Raw genomic sequence first — 15,210 nt, forward strand, 5'->3', positions numbered from 1 at the left:
CAGATGCGTTTGAATACTCTGTCTCCGGCCGAAGGCGCTAAGCATGCGCCGAAGCGCTTAGGTCGCGGTATCGGTTCCGGCCTCGGTAAGACTGGTGGTCGCGGCGTCAAAGGCCAGAAGTCCCGTTCTGGTGGTGGTGTACGTCGTGGTTTCGAAGGCGGTCAGATGCCTTTGTACCGTCGTCTGCCGAAGTTTGGCTTCACTTCTCGCAAAGCTATGGTTACAGCGGAAATCCGTCTGTCTGACCTGGCTCGTGTAGAAGGCGATATTGTTGATCTGAATGCGCTGAAAGCTGCTAACGTCATTGGCGTTCAGATTGAATTCGCGAAAGTGATTCTGTCTGGCGAAGTTGCACGTCCGGTAACGATTCGTGGTCTGCGCGTCACTAAAGGCGCTCGTGCTGCTATCGAAGCTGCTGGCGGCAAAATTGAGGAATAAGTAGCAGATGGCTAAACAACCAGGATTAGATTTTCAAAGTGCTAAAGGCGGAGTTGGCGAACTGAAACGCAGACTTTTGTTTGTTATCGGTGCGCTGATTGTTTTCCGTATTGGCTCTTTTATTCCCATTCCTGGTATTGATGCCACTGTGCTTGCCAAATTGCTCGAACAACAGCGTGGCACTATCATTGAGATGTTTAACATGTTCTCTGGTGGTGCTCTCAGCCGTGCTTCGATTTTCGCGTTGGGGATTATGCCGTACATTTCGGCATCCATCATCATACAGTTGCTGACGGTGGTTCACCCAGCACTGGCGGAAATTAAGAAGGAAGGGGAAGCTGGCCGACGTAAAATCAGTCAGTATACTCGTTACGGTACCTTGGTGTTGGCAATATTCCAGTCTATCGGTATCGCTACCGGTTTGCCTAATATGCCTGGAATGCAAGGTCTGGTGATTAATCCGGGCTTTGCATTTTATTTCACCGCTGTTGTCAGTCTGGTTACCGGGACTATGTTCCTGATGTGGTTAGGCGAGCAGATTACTGAGCGCGGTATCGGTAACGGTATCTCGATTATAATCTTTGCTGGTATTGTCGCGGGTTTACCACCTGCAATTGGCCATACCATCGAGCAAGCGCGGCAAGGCGATCTGCACTTCCTCCTGTTGCTGTTGGTTGCAGTGTTGGTATTCGCAGTAACGTTTTTTGTGGTGTTTATTGAGCGTGGACAACGTCGTATCGTTGTCAACTACGCTAAACGCCAGCAAGGACGTCGCGTATATGCAGCACAGAGTACGCATTTACCACTGAAAGTGAATATGGCAGGGGTTATCCCAGCTATCTTTGCCTCCAGTATTATATTGTTCCCTGCAACCATTGCATCTTGGTTTGGGGGGGGCACTGGTTGGAACTGGCTGACAACTATTTCGCTGTATCTGCAGCCTGGGCAACCGCTTTATGTGTTACTCTATGCATCTGCAATCATCTTCTTCTGTTTCTTCTATACCGCGTTGGTATTCAACCCGCGTGAAACAGCAGATAACCTGAAGAAGTCCGGTGCATTCGTGCCAGGAATTCGTCCGGGAGAGCAAACGGCGAAGTACATTGATAAAGTAATGACACGCCTGACTCTAATCGGTGCGATGTATATTACCTTTATCTGCCTCATCCCGGAGTTCATGCGTGACGCAATGAAAGTGCCGTTCTACTTTGGTGGTACGTCATTATTGATCGTTGTTGTTGTGATCATGGACTTTATGGCTCAAGTGCAAACCTTGCTGATGTCGAGTCAGTATGAGTCTGCATTGAAGAAAGCAAACCTGAAAGGCTATAGCCGCTGATTGGGTTAGCTTGAGAAGTTACGGAGAGTAAAAATGAAAGTTCGTGCTTCCGTCAAGAAATTATGTCGTAACTGTAAGATTGTTAAGCGTAACGGCATCGTTCGCGTCATCTGCAGCGCCGAACCGAAGCATAAACAGCGCCAAGGCTGATTATCTCGCATATTTTTCTTGCAAAGTTGGATTGAGCTGGCTAGATTAGCCAGCCAATCTTTTGTATGTAACTGCAATATCATTTGAGTATCCTGAAAACGGGCTTTTCAGAATGGTATTGCTTTATAAAATTGTAGGAGTGCATAGTGGCCCGTATAGCAGGCATTAACATTCCTGATCATAAACATACCGTAATTGCATTAACTGCTATTTACGGCATTGGTAAAACCCGTTCCAAATCTATCTGTGCTGCAACGGGTATTGCTGAAGATGTTAAGATCAGTGAGCTGTCTGAAGAGCAAATCGATAAGCTGCGTGACGAAGTTGCCAAGTTTGTTGTAGAAGGCGATCTGCGTCGTGAAATCACCCTGAGCATCAAGCGTCTGATGGACCTTGGTACTTATCGTGGTTTGCGTCACCGTCGTGGTCTGCCGGTTCGCGGTCAGCGTACCAAGACTAACGCCCGTACCCGTAAGGGTCCGCGCAAACCGATCAAGAAATAATCGGGGTGATTGAATAATGGCAAAGGCACCTATTCGTGCACGTAAGCGTGTAAGAAAGCAAGTCTCTGACGGTGTGGCTCATATCCATGCTTCTTTCAACAACACCATCGTTACCATTACTGATCGTCAGGGTAATGCGTTGGGTTGGGCAACTGCCGGTGGTTCCGGTTTCCGTGGTTCTCGTAAATCCACTCCGTTCGCCGCTCAGGTAGCAGCAGAGCGCTGCGCTGAAGCTGTGAAAGAGTACGGTATCAAGAATCTGGAAGTTATGGTTAAAGGACCTGGTCCGGGCCGTGAGTCTACTATCCGCGCACTGAACGCGGCTGGTTTCCGCATCACTAATATTACTGATGTGACTCCGATCCCTCATAACGGTTGTCGTCCGCCGAAAAAGCGTCGCGTGTAACGCCGCTTTTAGGATTGCTGGAGAAAGAAAATGGCAAGATATTTGGGTCCTAAGCTCAAGCTGAGCCGTCGTGAAGGCACCGACCTGTTTTTAAAGTCTGGTGTTCGTGCGATCGATTCCAAGTGTAAAATTGAACAAGCTCCTGGCCAGCACGGCGCACGTAAACCGCGTCTGTCTGACTATGGTGTACAGTTGCGTGAGAAGCAAAAAGTTCGCCGTATTTATGGTGTTCTGGAGCGTCAATTCCGTAACTACTACAAAGAAGCCGCTCGCCTGAAAGGCAATACAGGTGCGAACCTGTTGCAGTTGCTGGAAGGTCGTCTGGACAACGTTGTTTACCGTATGGGATTCGGTGCTACTCGCGCAGAAGCTCGTCAGCTGGTAGGTCACAAAGCTGTCATGGTAAATGGTCGCGTTGTTAACATCGCTTCTTATCAGGTATCTCCGAATGACGTAGTCAGCATCCGCGAGAAAGCTAAAAAGCAATCTCGTGTTAAGGCCGCTCTGGAGCTGGCTGAGCAGCGTGAAAAGCCAACTTGGCTGGAAGTTGATGCTGCCAAGATGGAAGGTGTGTTCAAACGTATTCCTGAACGTACCGATCTGTCTGCGGACATTAATGAACACCTGATCGTCGAGCTTTACTCCAAGTAAAGCTTAGTACCAAAGAGAGGACACAATGCAGGGTTCTGTGACAGAGTTTCTAAAACCGCGCCTGGTAGATATCGAGCAAGTTAGTTCGACGCACGCCAAGGTGACCCTTGAGCCGTTAGAGCGGGGCTTCGGCCATACTCTTGGTAACGCACTGCGCCGTATTCTGCTTTCATCTATGCCTGGTTGCGCGGTGACCGAGGTTGAGATTGATGGTGTACTGCACGAGTACAGCACCAAAGAAGGCGTACAGGAAGATATCCTGGAAATCCTGCTCAACCTGAAAGGGCTGGCGGTGAGAGTTCAAGGCAAAGATGAAGTTATTCTTACCCTGAATAAATCTGGCATTGGCCCTGTGACTGCAGCCGACATCACCCATGATGGTGATGTCGAAATCGTCAAGCCACAGCATGTAATCTGCCATCTGACCGATGAGAACGCATCTATCAATATGCGCATCAAAGTTCAGCGTGGTCGTGGTTATGTGCCGGCGTCTGCCCGTATTCATACGGAAGAAGATGAGCGCCCGATCGGTCGCCTGTTAGTTGACGCTTGCTACAGCCCTGTTGAGCGTATCGCTTACAATGTTGAAGCAGCGCGTGTTGAACAGCGTACTGACCTGGACAAGCTGGTTATCGAGATGGAAACCAATGGTACGATCGATCCTGAAGAGGCGATCCGCCGTGCGGCTACCATTCTGGCTGAACAATTGGAAGCTTTCGTTGACTTACGTGATGTGCGTCAGCCGGAAGTGAAAGAAGAGAAACCAGAATTCGATCCGATCCTGCTGCGCCCTGTTGACGATCTTGAATTGACTGTCCGCTCTGCTAACTGCCTCAAGGCAGAAGCTATCCACTACATCGGTGATCTGGTACAGCGTACCGAGGTTGAATTGCTGAAAACGCCTAACCTGGGTAAAAAATCTCTTACTGAGATTAAAGACGTGCTGGCTTCTCGCGGTCTGTCACTGGGTATGCGCCTGGAAAACTGGCCGCCGGCAAGCATTGCTGATGAGTAACCGGATCACAGGTTAAGGTTTTACTGAGAAGGATAAGGTCATGCGCCATCGTAAGAGTGGTCGTCAACTGAACCGTAACAGCAGCCATCGCCAGGCTATGTTCCGTAACATGGCTGGTTCTTTGGTTCGTCATGAGATTATCAAGACGACCCTGCCTAAAGCGAAAGAGCTGCGTCGTGTTGTTGAACCGCTGATTACTCTTGCCAAGACCGACAGCGTTGCTAATCGTCGTCTGGCATTCGCCCGTACTCGTGACAACGAGATCGTGGCTAAACTGTTTAACGAACTGGGCCCGCGTTTCGCGAGCCGTGCCGGTGGTTACACTCGTATTCTGAAGTGTGGCTTCCGTGCTGGTGACAATGCGCCGATGGCATACATCGAGCTCGTTGATCGCTCAGTTTCTCAGACAGAAGAAGCTGCTGCAGAGTAATTTGCACTAGCGTAAAAAAACCGGGGAAACCCGGTTTTTTTACGTCCTTATTTTAGTCCTCCCCCGCCGCTGTTCGAGCGCTTTTCAATCCACTATCATATGAACACAATCTCGCGTGTGGGGTTATGCTATGTTTCCTATTGATGAATGGGCTGAGCGTCATATACTCGAAGCACAAAAGCGCGGAGAATTGGAGAACTTATCGGGAAGCGGTAAGCCGCTTCAATTAGATGATAATAGTGCCGTCCCTGCTGAGTTGCGCAGCGCATACCACTTGATGAAAAATTCGGGGTTTTTACCACCAGAGTTATCAGCTCGTAAGGACGCGTTGACGCTGGCAGATTTGCTGCTCGTTACTGAGCCTGCATCAAAAGAGTATGTTGAGTTATCCCGGCAGCTCAGAGCGCTTGAATTGCGTTTACAGCTTTCAGGCGCCAATACGGATTTTCTAAAAATGCCTTATCGGCACCAGATGATAAGCCGGTTTGAGAAGAGCCAACACCCTGATAAAGACGATTGATCTGTCTTTATAATACGGTGTTCTTACCAATGTTATGTCTATCAAATGAGGTAATTTATGTCGAACTATCGTCATACTAAAGGTCGAATAACCGATAATGCACTTGAAGCATTGCTGCATGACCCCTTGTTTCGCCAACGTGTCGAGCAAAATGCTAAAGGCAAAGGAAGCTATCGACGCAGAGAGAAACACCAGAAAACACAGAGTAAAAATTGGGAGGCCAGTGGTAAGAAAATCAAACTCTTACCACTGGCCTTCTGACATGTCGATTCAGTTGTTCTGTTAGAGTATTTATGCGTTTCTGGAATAGCTATCGTTTTTGCTGCCTGATCAAGTCTCTGATCTCTGTAAGTAATTTTTCTTCTGTGGTGAGTTTGGGTGGCGTATTCAGTTGTTCCTGCTGAGTGCGGCGTAATTTGTTCATCAGTTTAATGGCCATAAAAATGGCGAACGACACGATAATAAAATCAAAAACATTTTGAATAAACGTGCCGTAGTTGATACTGACTGCCGCAAGGTTTCCTTGCGCTTCTCGTAAAACCCAATGAAATTGTTTGAAATCGACGCCGCCGATGAGTAATCCCAGCGGTGGCATAATGATATCCGATACCAACGACGACACGATTTTCCCAAAGGCGGCACCAATAATGACCCCTACAGCCAGGTCAACCACATTGCCGCGCATAGCGAATTCACGAAACTCTTTTATCAGGCTCATTGATCTCTCCCCCGGTTAGACGTGTTTAAATTTTAACAAGTGATGAAAAAATTACCAAAAAGGGGAGATGCAGGGCGCGGGATTAGCACACCCTGAAGTAAGGCTGTTAGAGGAAGAATGGGCTGGGCTGGAATAAACGTTCAACGTCAGATATATATTTTTTGTCAGTAAGAAACATGATGACATGATCACCCTGCTCTATCTGCAAGTTGTTATTGGCAATGATGACGTCGTCGCCGCGCACAATGGCTCCAATAATTGTTCCCGGTGGGAGTTTAATATCTGCAATCATGCGGCCCACTACTTTTGATGTGCCTTCGTCGCCATGCGCAATCGCCTCAATTGCTTCGGCCACACCTCGCCGCAATGATGAAACACTGACAATGTCTGCTTTGCGAACATGTCCTAATAATGCAGAAATTGTGGCCTGTTGCGGTGAAATGGCAACGTCAATGACACTTCCCTGCACCAGATCGACGTAGGCGCGACGTTGGATCAAAACCATCGCTTTTTTCGCTCCCATGCGTTTGGCCAACATGGCTGACATGATATTCGCTTCATCATCGTTGGTGATGGCGATAAATACATCAATCTGTTCTACATGTTCCTGAGCTAGTAGCTCTTGGTCAGAAGCATCACCATGGAAAACAATGGTGTGTTGCAGTCGCTCAGCTAATTCAGTTGCACGAAGAGGATCTCGTTCTATCAGTTTAACGCTGTAATCCTTTTCAAGCTTAAGGGCTAAACCGGAACCCACATTCCCCCCACCCACAATCATGATGCGTTTATAAGGCTTCTCCAGCCGTTGCATCTCGCTCATCACGGCCCGAATATGCTGTGAAGCAGCAATAAAAAACACCTCATCACCAGCTTCAATGACGGTTGAGCCTTGTGGGCGGATGGGGCGTTCATGACGGAAAATTGCTGCAACCCTGGTTTCTATGTGGGGCATGTGGTCGCGCATGGTTGCGATAGCATTGCCTACCAAAGGCCCGCCGTAGTATGCATTCACCGCAGCAATACTGACTTTTCCCTCGGCAAAATTAACAACCTGTAATGCTCCCGGATATTCGATCAATTTATAGATATTGTCGATAACCAGTTGTTCCGGTGAAATAAGATGATCAACGGGTACGGCTTCAGATTGGAATAATTGTTCTGATTCACGGATATACTCTGAGGCACGGATTCGGGCGATACGATTGGGCGTATTGAACAGGGAATAAGCCACCTGACAGGCGATCATGTTGGTCTCGTCGGAGTTAGTTACGGCGATCAACATATCTGCATCTTCCGCTCCGGCTTCACGCAATATACGCGGATGGGAGGCATAGCCAGTCACCACACGTAGATCGAATTTGTCCTGAAGCTGGCGTAGCCGAGTAGTATTGGTGTCCACCACGGTAATATCATTGTTTTCACCTGACAGATTTTCTGCCAGTGTTCCGCCAACCTGACCTGCACCAAGAATAATTATCTTCATCGTGATTTCTGCCGTATCTATTTCTGTTGGGACTTATTATCACCCAGCAACTATCGCCCGTTTTTTACCAGCTTCGCATAGAAGAAACCATCGCCGTCTTCTGCTGCGGGAAACTTCTGAATTCCTGGTGATGCTTGGTTACCGGTATCGACCAACACTGCGTTGGAGTGGCGTTGCAAAAAAGCAGCAACCTGTTGGTGATTTTCTTCCGGCAATACCGAGCAGGTGGCGTAAATCAACGTTCCGCCGCTTTTCAGCCGGGGCCAGATAGCGTCCAGTATCGCCTGTTGTAGTGACGCCAATTCGGCAATGTCACTATCGCGGCGCAACCATTTGATGTCTGGATGGCGACGAATCACACCGGTAGCAGAGCAAGGCGCATCAAGTAAAATGCGATCAAAGTACTGGTCTTCGCACCATTCTGCCGGTGTTCTGCCATCACCGCATTTGACCTCGGCGTGTAGCCCAAGGCGTTGCAAATTTTCTCTGACTCGTTTCAGACGCTGTTCATCAATATCGATGGCAAGTACATGAGCATGAGGGGCAGCTTCAAGTATATGTGTTGTTTTTCCGCCGGGTGCCGCACAGAGATCGAGAATATTTTCATGATCTTGCGGTGACAACCAGTGTATACAGCCTTGTGCTGATGCATCCTGCACCGTCACCCAACCTTGATCAAATCCCGGTAACAAAGTAACAGCACAAGGTTGGCTCAGTCTGATGGCATCCGGATAGAACGGGTGAGGATGGGCGTCAATTCCTTTTCCCTGTAGTAAACCCAGATAGGCTTCACGGGTATGGTGAAGGCGATTAACCCTTAACCACATCGGGGGATGTTGGTTGTTTGCGCTGATAATTTGTTCCCACTGGTCTGGATAGGCTTTTTTTAGCCGTTGCAGCAGCCAGTTGGGGTGAGCATAACGTGCGGGATTATTTTGTAAACGTTGCCGCAGCTCTTCCTGTTGACGTTGAAACTGGCGTAATACGCCGTTAATTAAGCCCTTTAATTGGGGACGTTTCAGAGCAACTGCGCCATTAACTGTTTCTGCCAACGCAGCATGTGGGGGAATCCGGGTATGAATGAGCTGATAGAGACCCACCATCAACAGATAGTGCAGTACCTTCTGCTTGCCGGTAAGCGGTTTGGCCATCAGTTGAGTGAGATACCAATCCAGCTGTGGTAGTACGCGCAATACGCCGAAGCAGATCTCCTGCAACAAGCTGCGATCTTTCTCACTGACATCGCGCTGGAGTGCTGGCAGCAGCTGGCTAAGTGATTGTCCTTGTTCTACAACCTGAACAAGAGTGGTGGCGGCAATGCTGCGAAGATTATATGTGCTTTTCATCAGTTCAGAATGGATAGAAGAGTATTGGTGGTACCGACAATCAGGTCGGTACCCTGGTATCAGGCCAATGTGCAGCCAGGGGTGAACCATTCACGGCGAGAGTTCAGCAAGTCCTGTGCTGGCATGGCTTTCTTGCCGGACGGCTGCAGGATTTGCATATTTAATATGCCGTCAGCGGTAGCAATCCTGATGCCCTCTTTATCTGCAGCAAGCACGGTTCCTGGCTGTTGTTGATGCGGAGTATTCAGCGCCTGGGCTTTCCAGACTTTCACCGGCTGTTCTTCAATCATAAAGTAACTGACTGGCCACGGATTGAATGCACGGATGCAACGTTCAAGTTGTTCTGCTGATAATTGCCAGTCCAGACGAGCTTCTTCTTTGCTGAGTTTTTCTGCATAAGTAGCCAGACCGCCATTCTGCGCTTCTGCAATGACTTGAGATGTTGATAACTGTGCCAGTGTATCCATCAATCCTTGAGGGCCGAGTTTTGCCAGTTTTTCATACAGCGTAGCACTGGTGTCATCCGGCAGAATCGGGCATTCGATCTTGTGGAGCATTGAACCCGTATCCAACCCTGCGTCCATCTGCATGATGGTAATTCCCGTCTGGTTATCACCAGCCCAGAGTGCGCGTTGTATTGGTGCGGCTCCTCGCCAACGAGGCAACAATGACCCATGCACATTAATGCATCCCATCCGGGGCATATCCAGTACCGTTTGTGGCAGGATAAGTCCATACGCCACCACAACCATCACGTCAGATTTCAGTTCCGCCACTAATTGCTGATTTTCGCTGGGACGCAATGACTTGGGCTGGAATATCGGGATGCCATGTTGCTCGGCAAGCACTTTAACCGGGCTTGGGGTGAGCTTGTTGCCGCGTCCAGCTGGGCGATCTGGTTGGGTGAATACACCGACAATCTCATGTTCTGACGACAACAGTGCGGCAAGATGTTGTGCGGCGAAGTCAGGCGTTCCTGCGAAAATAATGCGTAATGACACGTGGTTTCCTGTCTGGAATAAGTTTTACGATGCTGTTTTATGCCTTGCTGTTTTGTCTGGCCAACTTCTCCAGCTTCTGGCGGATACGTTGGCGCTTCAGAGGCGACAGATAGTCGACAAACAGTTTACCAACCAAATGGTCCATTTCATGTTGAATGCAAATTGCCAGTAACCCGTCAGCCTCGAGTTCAAACTGTTTACCATCACTATCCAGCGCACGTACTCTGATATGCTCTGCACGTGGTACCAGCGCACGCGTTTCAGGAATGGACAAACAGCCCTCTTCAATTCCGGTATCGCCGGATTTTTCCAGTAACTCCGGGTTGATCAGTACCAGTCGTTGATCCCGCTCTTCTGATACATCAATTACGATGATGCGCTGATGGATATCAACTTGCGTGGCAGCGAGACCAATGCCTTCTTCCTCGTACATGGTATCGAACATATCGTCTACGATACGCTGAATATCTGCATTAACTTCTTCTACCGGCTTTGCCTGAATGCGAAGCCGCTCATCGGGAAAATGTAATACTTGCAAGACTGACATATAGGTTTAGATCTGTATTCAGGTGGTTAGAAAGCTCCAGTCTTTATTGTAGACATTTCCGGGGGGGATTGACAGCATCACGGCCATGGTACAGCAGGATGCGGAGTAGGGTATGACGGATACGGAAATCTGGTTGCGTCTGGCGTCAGTTAAGCGCCTTGGTGCCAAACGATGCGCGATATTGTTCGGTCAATTACAGGCTGAAAGCACGTGTTCGGCGGGATATTTAACATCACTGAGCCTAACTGAAGATCAGGTCAATCAATTTCTTGCATTGAGCGACCAGGACATCCAGCACACGCTGCGTTGGCTGGAAAATTCGGATCATCACTTGGTAACCTTCAACAGCGCCAATTACCCGCCTTTGCTCAGTAATATTGCTTCGCCTCCAGTGTGTTTGTATGTCGTCGGCGACATTAACGTGTTGTCATCTCCGCAGGTCGCTGTGATTGGTAGTCGCAATAATAGTGCTTATGGTGAGCAGTGGGGCCGTTTTTTTAGTCAGGAGCTTAGCCTGAACCACCTGACGGTAACCAGCGGACTGGCTGTTGGAATTGATGGTATTGCCCATCAGGCTGCACTCCATGTGGGGGGAAAAACTGTTGCAGTATTAGGGAGTGGTTTAAGCCAAATTTACCCGCAACGGCATCTGGCGTTGGCTGATGCGATTGTTATGCAAAGTGGGGCTTTGGTGTCGGAGTTTCCCCTGAATACCCGACCATTGCCGGTGAATTTTCCTCGGCGCAATCGCATCATTAGCGGATTAAGTCTGGGCGTTTTGGTGGTGGAAGCATCCATGCGCAGTGGCTCGCTGGTGACAGCACGCTATGCATTAGAGCAAAACCGTGAGGTATTTGCTCTTCCTGGCCCGATTGGAAACCCGATGACAGAGGGTAACCACTGGTTGATACAACAAGGGGCCTGCCTGGTTACTCAGCCTCAGGACATTTTTGAACAACTCCATAATGGACTGCGCTGGTTTGCCGATATTCCCAGTGAGGGCGTTCCAGAAATTATTTGTGCAACGGAGGGTGAACTGGAATTGCCATTTGCTGATGTGTTGGCTACCGTAGGAGATGAGGTTACACCTGTTGACGTTGTCGCTGAACGTGCCGGCCAACCTGTGCCAGAAGTGGTGAGTAAGTTACTGGATCTGGAGTTAGCAGGGTGGATCGCAGCTGTACCCGGCGGCTATGTCCGTATAAGGAGGGCAAGCCATGTTCGACGTACTCATATACTTGTTTGAAACTTACATCCACAATGAAACCGAAATGCGTGTTGATCAGGATACGTTGACTGATGACCTCACCCGCGCGGGATTCGAACGTGACGATATCTACAGCGCATTGGACTGGCTGGAAAAATTGGCTGACTTACAGGAAGGGCAAACCCCTCCTCTGGCGTTGGCCAGCGATCCTCTGGCGTTACGTATCTACACAGCTGAAGAAGAGCAGCGTCTGGATGTGAATTGCCGTGGTTTTCTATTATTTCTTGAACAAATTAAAGTACTCAATCTGGAAACCCGAGAAATGGTGATTGATCGGGTAATGGCACTTGAAACACAGGATTTTGACCTTGAAGATCTGAAATGGGTCGTATTGATGGTGTTGTTCAATGTGCCCGGTTGTGAAAATGCTTATCAGCAAATGGAAGATTTACTCTTTGAGGCTAATGAAGGGTATCTGCAATAGTCGGGAATTAGAGTAAAGCATGAACAAAACCGTTATTGCTGAAAAGTATCAGCAGGTATGCCCTGAATGCGGGGCTGTGCTGACTATTCGTTCTGGGCAGCATGGCCCGTTTCTTGGGTGTTCACGTTATCCTGAATGCCACTATATCCGGCAACTTAAAGCCAATGCCGATGGGCATGTGGTGAAAGTGCTGGATGGTCAACTTTGCCCTCGCTGTCAGTCGATACTGGTATTGCGGCAAGGGCGCTATGGCATGTTCATCGGTTGTAGCAATTATCCGGAATGTGATCATAAAGAGGCGATTGATCGCCCGGATCACACTGCCTTGATATGTCCCCAATGTAATGAAGGCCGATTGCTTCAGCGGAAATCTCGTTACGGCAAGACGTTTTACGCTTGTGAGCGCTACCCCTCTTGTCAGTTCTCGCTGAATCATAAGCCGGTCGCGGGGGAATGCAAATATTGCCATTATCCGTTATTAATCGAGAAGAAAACTGCGCAGGGCATTAGATGTTTTTGTGCCAGTAAATTATGTGGAAAGCCGGTAGAAGAACGTCATAGTGATGAGTAACGTAAATTCTGAAGATTTAGCACTGCTGTTACAGCAATTGCGGGAAGATCGTGTGATCGCCTACCCAACGGAGGCTGTATTTGGACTGGGATGTGATCCTGACAGTGAGGTGGCGGTAGAGCGCTTGCTGGCGCTAAAGCAACGCCCGCGTGAAAAAGGACTGATTCTGATTGCGGCGAATTTTCAGCAATTGGAGCCTTATGTTGAGATATCAACCTTATCAGACATCCAGCGTCAGGCAATGTTCGCTACCTGGCCTGGGCCAGTCACTTGGGTGGTTCCAGCCAGATCATCAACGCCGAATTGGTTGACTGGGCGTTTCAATTCGCTGGCGGTGCGTGTGAGTGATCACCCGCTGGTGGAGCAATTATGTCTGGCATTTGGCAAGCCGCTGGTTTCTACCAGCGCTAACTTGAGTGGCCAGCCGCCATGTCGTATCGCCAGAGAAGTTACAGAGCAGTTTGGCGAAAACTTTCCTGTCCTGAGTGGGGAAGTTGGCGGTCGCCTGAATCCATCTGAAATTCGTGATGCTTTGACGGGCGAAATGCTACGTCAAGGGTAGCAAATACAGGAGAACAAGGTACCAGTGAGTCGATCTTTTGCAGTTTTTGGTCATCCTATCGCACATAGCAAATCGCCGTGTATTCATGCTTTGTTTGCTGAGCAGGTGGGAGTTTCACTGAGCTACGAGCGCATCCTCGCGCCGTTGGATGGTTTTGAGGATAGCCTGAAAGCATTTTTTCAAGGGGGCGCATGTGGCGCTAATGTGACGGCACCATTTAAAGAACGCGCATGTGTGGTTATGGATGAGTTGAGCGAACGCGCTCGTTCCGCTGGTGCTGTCAACACGATCCAAAGAAAAGGCGATGGTTCGCTATATGGAGACAATACGGATGGTATCGGCTTGCTGAGTGATTTGCAGCAGAATGCATTTATCCAGCCTCATTATCGGGTGTTGTTGGTGGGGGCAGGTGGTGCTGCTCGTGGCGTAATTCAACCTTTACTTGCATACGGGTGTGAGTTAGTTATTGCTAACCGAACGTTTTCCAGGGCTGGAGCATTGGCTGAACATTTTTGCTGCTATGGGCAGGTGAGTGCGTTGCCGATGGATGCATTGAGCAGTCATCATTTTGATTTGATTATCAATGCCACGTCATCGGGAGTTGCGGGTGATATTCCTGACCTGCCGGAATCTCTGATTTCCCCTGGTGTATGTTGTTATGACATGTTTTATCAGGCTGAACCGACACCTTTTTTACGGTGGTGCCTTCAACAGGGTGCACAACGGCGCATTGATGGAATGGGAATGTTAGTCTGGCAGGCTGCACATGCATTCAACTTATGGCATGGCATCATGCCTGATGCCTCGCCAGTCATACGCAAAATGAAGCAGGAACTGGAGGCATGAATCAAGCGATTCAGTTTCCTGATCGAGAATGGTGGAGTGATCATGATGCAGCGATCATTTTTCCGGTGCTGGTGGGTGGATTCCAGCGCGAGTGCGTGATTAGAAGCAATATTCTGCTTGAACGCTATGGTGTAACAGAGCCGGAACAGTGGTTATCACTGTTCCGTGAACATCGCTGGGATTGGGAAGATGAGTTTGAAAGCTTGATTCGTGATGATGAATACGATGATCTAGGCCGCTTTTTGTTTAGTGATGAAACTCATTGATGAAGAATGTCGATTGCATCATCGGCTCTATTGGTTTAGATATTCGTCTTTCCATCGTACATAGTTACGGGATGAATAAAGTAGTCCTTCTAGTTCTTGTTCTGTCAGTGGGCGGATCTTCTTGGCTGGACTGCCGAGATAGAGGTATCCCTTCTCCAATGTTTTTCCCGGTGAAATCAGACTACCCGCACCAATGATGACGTCATCTTCAACAAGGACGCCATCAAGAAGAATTGAACTCATACCTACCAGAACGCGATTGCCGATAGTGCAACCATGTATCATGGCCTTATGCCCGACAGTGACATCTTCCCCGATAATTAATGGATTCCCATGTTCGTTTTGTTCCGAACGATGAGTCACATGCAAGACGCAACCATCCTGAATATTAGTGCGCGAACCTATCTGGATAAAGTTGACATCACCTCTGATGACAACTAAAGGCCAGATGCTGACATCATCTGCTAGCGCAACATCCCCAATAACTACACTGGAAGGATCTACCATGACGTTTTTACCAATAACAGGCTGCGTTCCTTTAAATGGGCGTAATGTCTCGGACATATGCCATGATCTCCTAAAACAGAAGTGATCTAGGCCAGATCGTTGAGTTGAACCGGCGTTATTGTTCAGAAAATAGCGTTGCTTGTGCAATAACTCAACATAAGGGTGGAAAAACGTGCGAACGGAAAAAAAGATCGAAAAAGTGGTTGTGTAACCCGTTCGG

At 48.7% G+C, this 15,210-nt stretch carries 22 protein-coding genes; 16 read left to right on the forward strand and 6 right to left on the reverse strand.

From position 1 onward, the window contains the following. Nucleotides 1-3: 3 nt before the first annotated feature. The 10 genes from rplO to Dpoa2040_RS08025 all read left to right on the forward strand — a co-directional run bounded on the left by rplO (nucleotide 4) and on the right by Dpoa2040_RS08025 (nucleotide 5,713). Nucleotides 4-438 carry a 50S ribosomal protein L15 gene (rplO, locus tag Dpoa2040_RS07980; protein ID WP_168640924.1) on the forward strand — a complete coding sequence of 145 codons (435 nt, stop codon included), beginning with the start codon at nucleotides 4-6 and terminating at the stop codon, nucleotides 436-438. 7 nt (nucleotides 439-445) lie between these two features. After that, a complete protein-coding gene (gene secY, locus Dpoa2040_RS07985) occupies nucleotides 446-1,777 on the forward strand; it encodes a preprotein translocase subunit SecY (protein WP_042873081.1) in 1,332 nt (443 codons plus the stop codon). 33 nt (nucleotides 1,778-1,810) lie between these two features. Then, nucleotides 1,811-1,927 (forward strand): 50S ribosomal protein L36, encoded by a 117-nt coding sequence (rpmJ, locus tag Dpoa2040_RS07990; protein WP_012768118.1) that lies wholly within the window; start codon nucleotides 1,811-1,813, stop codon nucleotides 1,925-1,927. A 146-nt stretch (nucleotides 1,928-2,073) separates the two neighbouring features. After that, nucleotides 2,074-2,430: a 30S ribosomal protein S13 gene (rpsM, locus tag Dpoa2040_RS07995; protein ID WP_012768119.1), complete on the forward strand. Its 357-nt coding sequence runs from the start codon at nucleotides 2,074-2,076 to the stop codon at nucleotides 2,428-2,430. 16 nt (nucleotides 2,431-2,446) lie between these two features. Continuing rightward, entirely contained in the window at nucleotides 2,447-2,836 is a 390-nt protein-coding gene (rpsK, locus tag Dpoa2040_RS08000; RefSeq protein ID WP_002919257.1) for a 30S ribosomal protein S11, read from the forward strand. Between the two features lie 30 nt (nucleotides 2,837-2,866). After that, complete coding sequence (gene rpsD / locus Dpoa2040_RS08005; protein ID WP_012764061.1) at nucleotides 2,867-3,487, forward strand: 30S ribosomal protein S4; 621 nt, start codon at nucleotides 2,867-2,869, stop codon at nucleotides 3,485-3,487. Between the two features lie 25 nt (nucleotides 3,488-3,512). Continuing rightward, nucleotides 3,513-4,502 (forward strand): DNA-directed RNA polymerase subunit alpha, encoded by a 990-nt coding sequence (rpoA, locus tag Dpoa2040_RS08010; protein WP_012768121.1) that lies wholly within the window; start codon nucleotides 3,513-3,515, stop codon nucleotides 4,500-4,502. A 40-nt stretch (nucleotides 4,503-4,542) separates the two neighbouring features. Beyond that, nucleotides 4,543-4,932, forward strand: a complete 390-nt coding sequence (gene rplQ, locus Dpoa2040_RS08015; RefSeq protein WP_042873079.1) for a 50S ribosomal protein L17 — start codon at nucleotides 4,543-4,545, stop codon at nucleotides 4,930-4,932. Nucleotides 4,933-5,062: 130 nt separating this feature from the next. Continuing rightward, nucleotides 5,063-5,452 (forward strand): DUF1992 domain-containing protein, encoded by a 390-nt coding sequence (locus Dpoa2040_RS08020; protein WP_042873078.1) that lies wholly within the window; start codon nucleotides 5,063-5,065, stop codon nucleotides 5,450-5,452. Nucleotides 5,453-5,509: 57 nt separating this feature from the next. Continuing rightward, on the forward strand, nucleotides 5,510-5,713 hold the full coding sequence (locus Dpoa2040_RS08025; protein WP_042873076.1) for an alternative ribosome-rescue factor A: 204 nt from the start codon (nucleotides 5,510-5,512) through the stop codon (nucleotides 5,711-5,713). 49 nt (nucleotides 5,714-5,762) lie between these two features. Here the strand turns inward: Dpoa2040_RS08025 and mscL are convergent, their stop codons facing one another. The 5 genes from mscL to def all read right to left on the reverse strand — a co-directional run bounded on the left by mscL (nucleotide 5,763) and on the right by def (nucleotide 10,547). Then, on the reverse strand, nucleotides 5,763-6,170 hold the full coding sequence (gene mscL / locus Dpoa2040_RS08030; protein WP_042873074.1) for a large-conductance mechanosensitive channel protein MscL: 408 nt from the start codon (nucleotides 6,168-6,170) through the stop codon (nucleotides 5,763-5,765). 106 nt (nucleotides 6,171-6,276) lie between these two features. After that, nucleotides 6,277-7,653: a Trk system potassium transporter TrkA gene (gene trkA, locus Dpoa2040_RS08035; protein ID WP_168640925.1), complete on the reverse strand. Its 1,377-nt coding sequence runs from the start codon at nucleotides 7,651-7,653 to the stop codon at nucleotides 6,277-6,279. A 50-nt stretch (nucleotides 7,654-7,703) separates the two neighbouring features. Then, nucleotides 7,704-8,999, reverse strand: a complete 1,296-nt coding sequence (gene rsmB / locus Dpoa2040_RS08040) for a 16S rRNA (cytosine(967)-C(5))-methyltransferase RsmB (protein ID WP_168640926.1) — start codon at nucleotides 8,997-8,999, stop codon at nucleotides 7,704-7,706. A 59-nt stretch (nucleotides 9,000-9,058) separates the two neighbouring features. Then, nucleotides 9,059-10,000, reverse strand: coding sequence for a methionyl-tRNA formyltransferase (fmt, locus tag Dpoa2040_RS08045; protein WP_168640927.1), 942 nt, complete (start codon nucleotides 9,998-10,000; stop codon nucleotides 9,059-9,061). A gap of 37 nt (nucleotides 10,001-10,037) precedes the next feature. Then, nucleotides 10,038-10,547 (reverse strand): peptide deformylase, encoded by a 510-nt coding sequence (gene def, locus Dpoa2040_RS08050; RefSeq protein ID WP_168640928.1) that lies wholly within the window; start codon nucleotides 10,545-10,547, stop codon nucleotides 10,038-10,040. Between the two features lie 112 nt (nucleotides 10,548-10,659). Between def and dprA the strand changes: the two genes are divergently transcribed. From dprA to Dpoa2040_RS08080, 6 genes are read left to right on the forward strand one after another with little or no spacing between them, the layout of a single operon-like run. After that, the gene (gene dprA, locus Dpoa2040_RS08055) at nucleotides 10,660-11,793 is read left to right on the forward strand and encodes a DNA-protecting protein DprA (RefSeq protein ID WP_146411010.1); all 1,134 of its coding nucleotides are present in this window, start codon (nucleotides 10,660-10,662) and stop codon (nucleotides 11,791-11,793) included. After that, nucleotides 11,765-12,238 (forward strand): DUF494 family protein, encoded by a 474-nt coding sequence (locus tag Dpoa2040_RS08060; protein WP_042873062.1) that lies wholly within the window; start codon nucleotides 11,765-11,767, stop codon nucleotides 12,236-12,238. Before dprA ends, Dpoa2040_RS08060 begins: the two co-directional genes overlap by 29 nt. 19 nt (nucleotides 12,239-12,257) lie before the next feature. Continuing rightward, complete coding sequence (locus tag Dpoa2040_RS08065; RefSeq protein ID WP_168640929.1) at nucleotides 12,258-12,809, forward strand: type I DNA topoisomerase; 552 nt, start codon at nucleotides 12,258-12,260, stop codon at nucleotides 12,807-12,809. Then, on the forward strand, nucleotides 12,802-13,371 hold the full coding sequence (gene tsaC, locus Dpoa2040_RS08070; RefSeq protein ID WP_168640930.1) for an L-threonylcarbamoyladenylate synthase type 1 TsaC: 570 nt from the start codon (nucleotides 12,802-12,804) through the stop codon (nucleotides 13,369-13,371). The genes Dpoa2040_RS08065 and tsaC overlap by 8 nt, the downstream gene beginning before the upstream one ends. A 24-nt stretch (nucleotides 13,372-13,395) precedes the next feature. After that, the gene (aroE, locus tag Dpoa2040_RS08075; protein WP_168640931.1) at nucleotides 13,396-14,217 is read left to right on the forward strand and encodes a shikimate dehydrogenase; all 822 of its coding nucleotides are present in this window, start codon (nucleotides 13,396-13,398) and stop codon (nucleotides 14,215-14,217) included. Continuing rightward, nucleotides 14,214-14,483: a DUF1488 domain-containing protein gene (locus Dpoa2040_RS08080; protein ID WP_168640932.1), complete on the forward strand. Its 270-nt coding sequence runs from the start codon at nucleotides 14,214-14,216 to the stop codon at nucleotides 14,481-14,483. Before aroE ends, Dpoa2040_RS08080 begins: the two co-directional genes overlap by 4 nt. Nucleotides 14,484-14,510: 27 nt before the next feature. Here the strand turns inward: Dpoa2040_RS08080 and Dpoa2040_RS08085 are convergent, their stop codons facing one another. Further along, the gene (locus Dpoa2040_RS08085) at nucleotides 14,511-15,047 is read right to left on the reverse strand and encodes a gamma carbonic anhydrase family protein (protein WP_168640933.1); all 537 of its coding nucleotides are present in this window, start codon (nucleotides 15,045-15,047) and stop codon (nucleotides 14,511-14,513) included. Nucleotides 15,048-15,210 lie beyond the last annotated feature (163 nt).

The sequence above is a fragment of the Dickeya sp. CFBP 2040 genome (genome assembly GCF_012273755.1).
GTDB lineage: Bacteria > Pseudomonadota > Gammaproteobacteria > Enterobacterales > Enterobacteriaceae > Dickeya > Dickeya poaceiphila.

Coding starts and splice junctions, on each gene's coding strand:
- rpmJ (WP_012768118.1), top strand. CDS start 1,811: ATGAAAGTTCGTGCTTCCGTCAAGAAATTATGTCGTAACTGTAAGATT.
- trkA (WP_168640925.1), bottom strand. CDS start 7,653: ATGAAGATAATTATTCTTGGTGCAGGTCAGGTTGGCGGAACACTGGCA.
- Dpoa2040_RS08060 (WP_042873062.1), top strand. CDS start 11,765: ATGTTCGACGTACTCATATACTTGTTTGAAACTTACATCCACAATGAA.
- Dpoa2040_RS08025 (WP_042873076.1), top strand. CDS start 5,510: ATGTCGAACTATCGTCATACTAAAGGTCGAATAACCGATAATGCACTT.
- Dpoa2040_RS08080 (WP_168640932.1), top strand. CDS start 14,214: ATGAATCAAGCGATTCAGTTTCCTGATCGAGAATGGTGGAGTGATCAT.
- rpsK (WP_002919257.1), top strand. CDS start 2,447: ATGGCAAAGGCACCTATTCGTGCACGTAAGCGTGTAAGAAAGCAAGTC.
- Dpoa2040_RS08065 (WP_168640929.1), top strand. CDS start 12,258: ATGAACAAAACCGTTATTGCTGAAAAGTATCAGCAGGTATGCCCTGAA.
- rpsD (WP_012764061.1), top strand. CDS start 2,867: ATGGCAAGATATTTGGGTCCTAAGCTCAAGCTGAGCCGTCGTGAAGGC.
- dprA (WP_146411010.1), top strand. CDS start 10,660: ATGACGGATACGGAAATCTGGTTGCGTCTGGCGTCAGTTAAGCGCCTT.
- secY (WP_042873081.1), top strand. CDS start 446: ATGGCTAAACAACCAGGATTAGATTTTCAAAGTGCTAAAGGCGGAGTT.
- rplO (WP_168640924.1), top strand. CDS start 4: ATGCGTTTGAATACTCTGTCTCCGGCCGAAGGCGCTAAGCATGCGCCG.
- tsaC (WP_168640930.1), top strand. CDS start 12,802: ATGAGTAACGTAAATTCTGAAGATTTAGCACTGCTGTTACAGCAATTG.
- rpoA (WP_012768121.1), top strand. CDS start 3,513: ATGCAGGGTTCTGTGACAGAGTTTCTAAAACCGCGCCTGGTAGATATC.
- rsmB (WP_168640926.1), bottom strand. CDS start 8,999: ATGAAAAGCACATATAATCTTCGCAGCATTGCCGCCACCACTCTTGTT.
- mscL (WP_042873074.1), bottom strand. CDS start 6,170: ATGAGCCTGATAAAAGAGTTTCGTGAATTCGCTATGCGCGGCAATGTG.
- rplQ (WP_042873079.1), top strand. CDS start 4,543: ATGCGCCATCGTAAGAGTGGTCGTCAACTGAACCGTAACAGCAGCCAT.
- Dpoa2040_RS08020 (WP_042873078.1), top strand. CDS start 5,063: ATGTTTCCTATTGATGAATGGGCTGAGCGTCATATACTCGAAGCACAA.
- def (WP_168640928.1), bottom strand. CDS start 10,547: ATGTCAGTCTTGCAAGTATTACATTTTCCCGATGAGCGGCTTCGCATT.
- Dpoa2040_RS08085 (WP_168640933.1), bottom strand. CDS start 15,047: ATGTCCGAGACATTACGCCCATTTAAAGGAACGCAGCCTGTTATTGGT.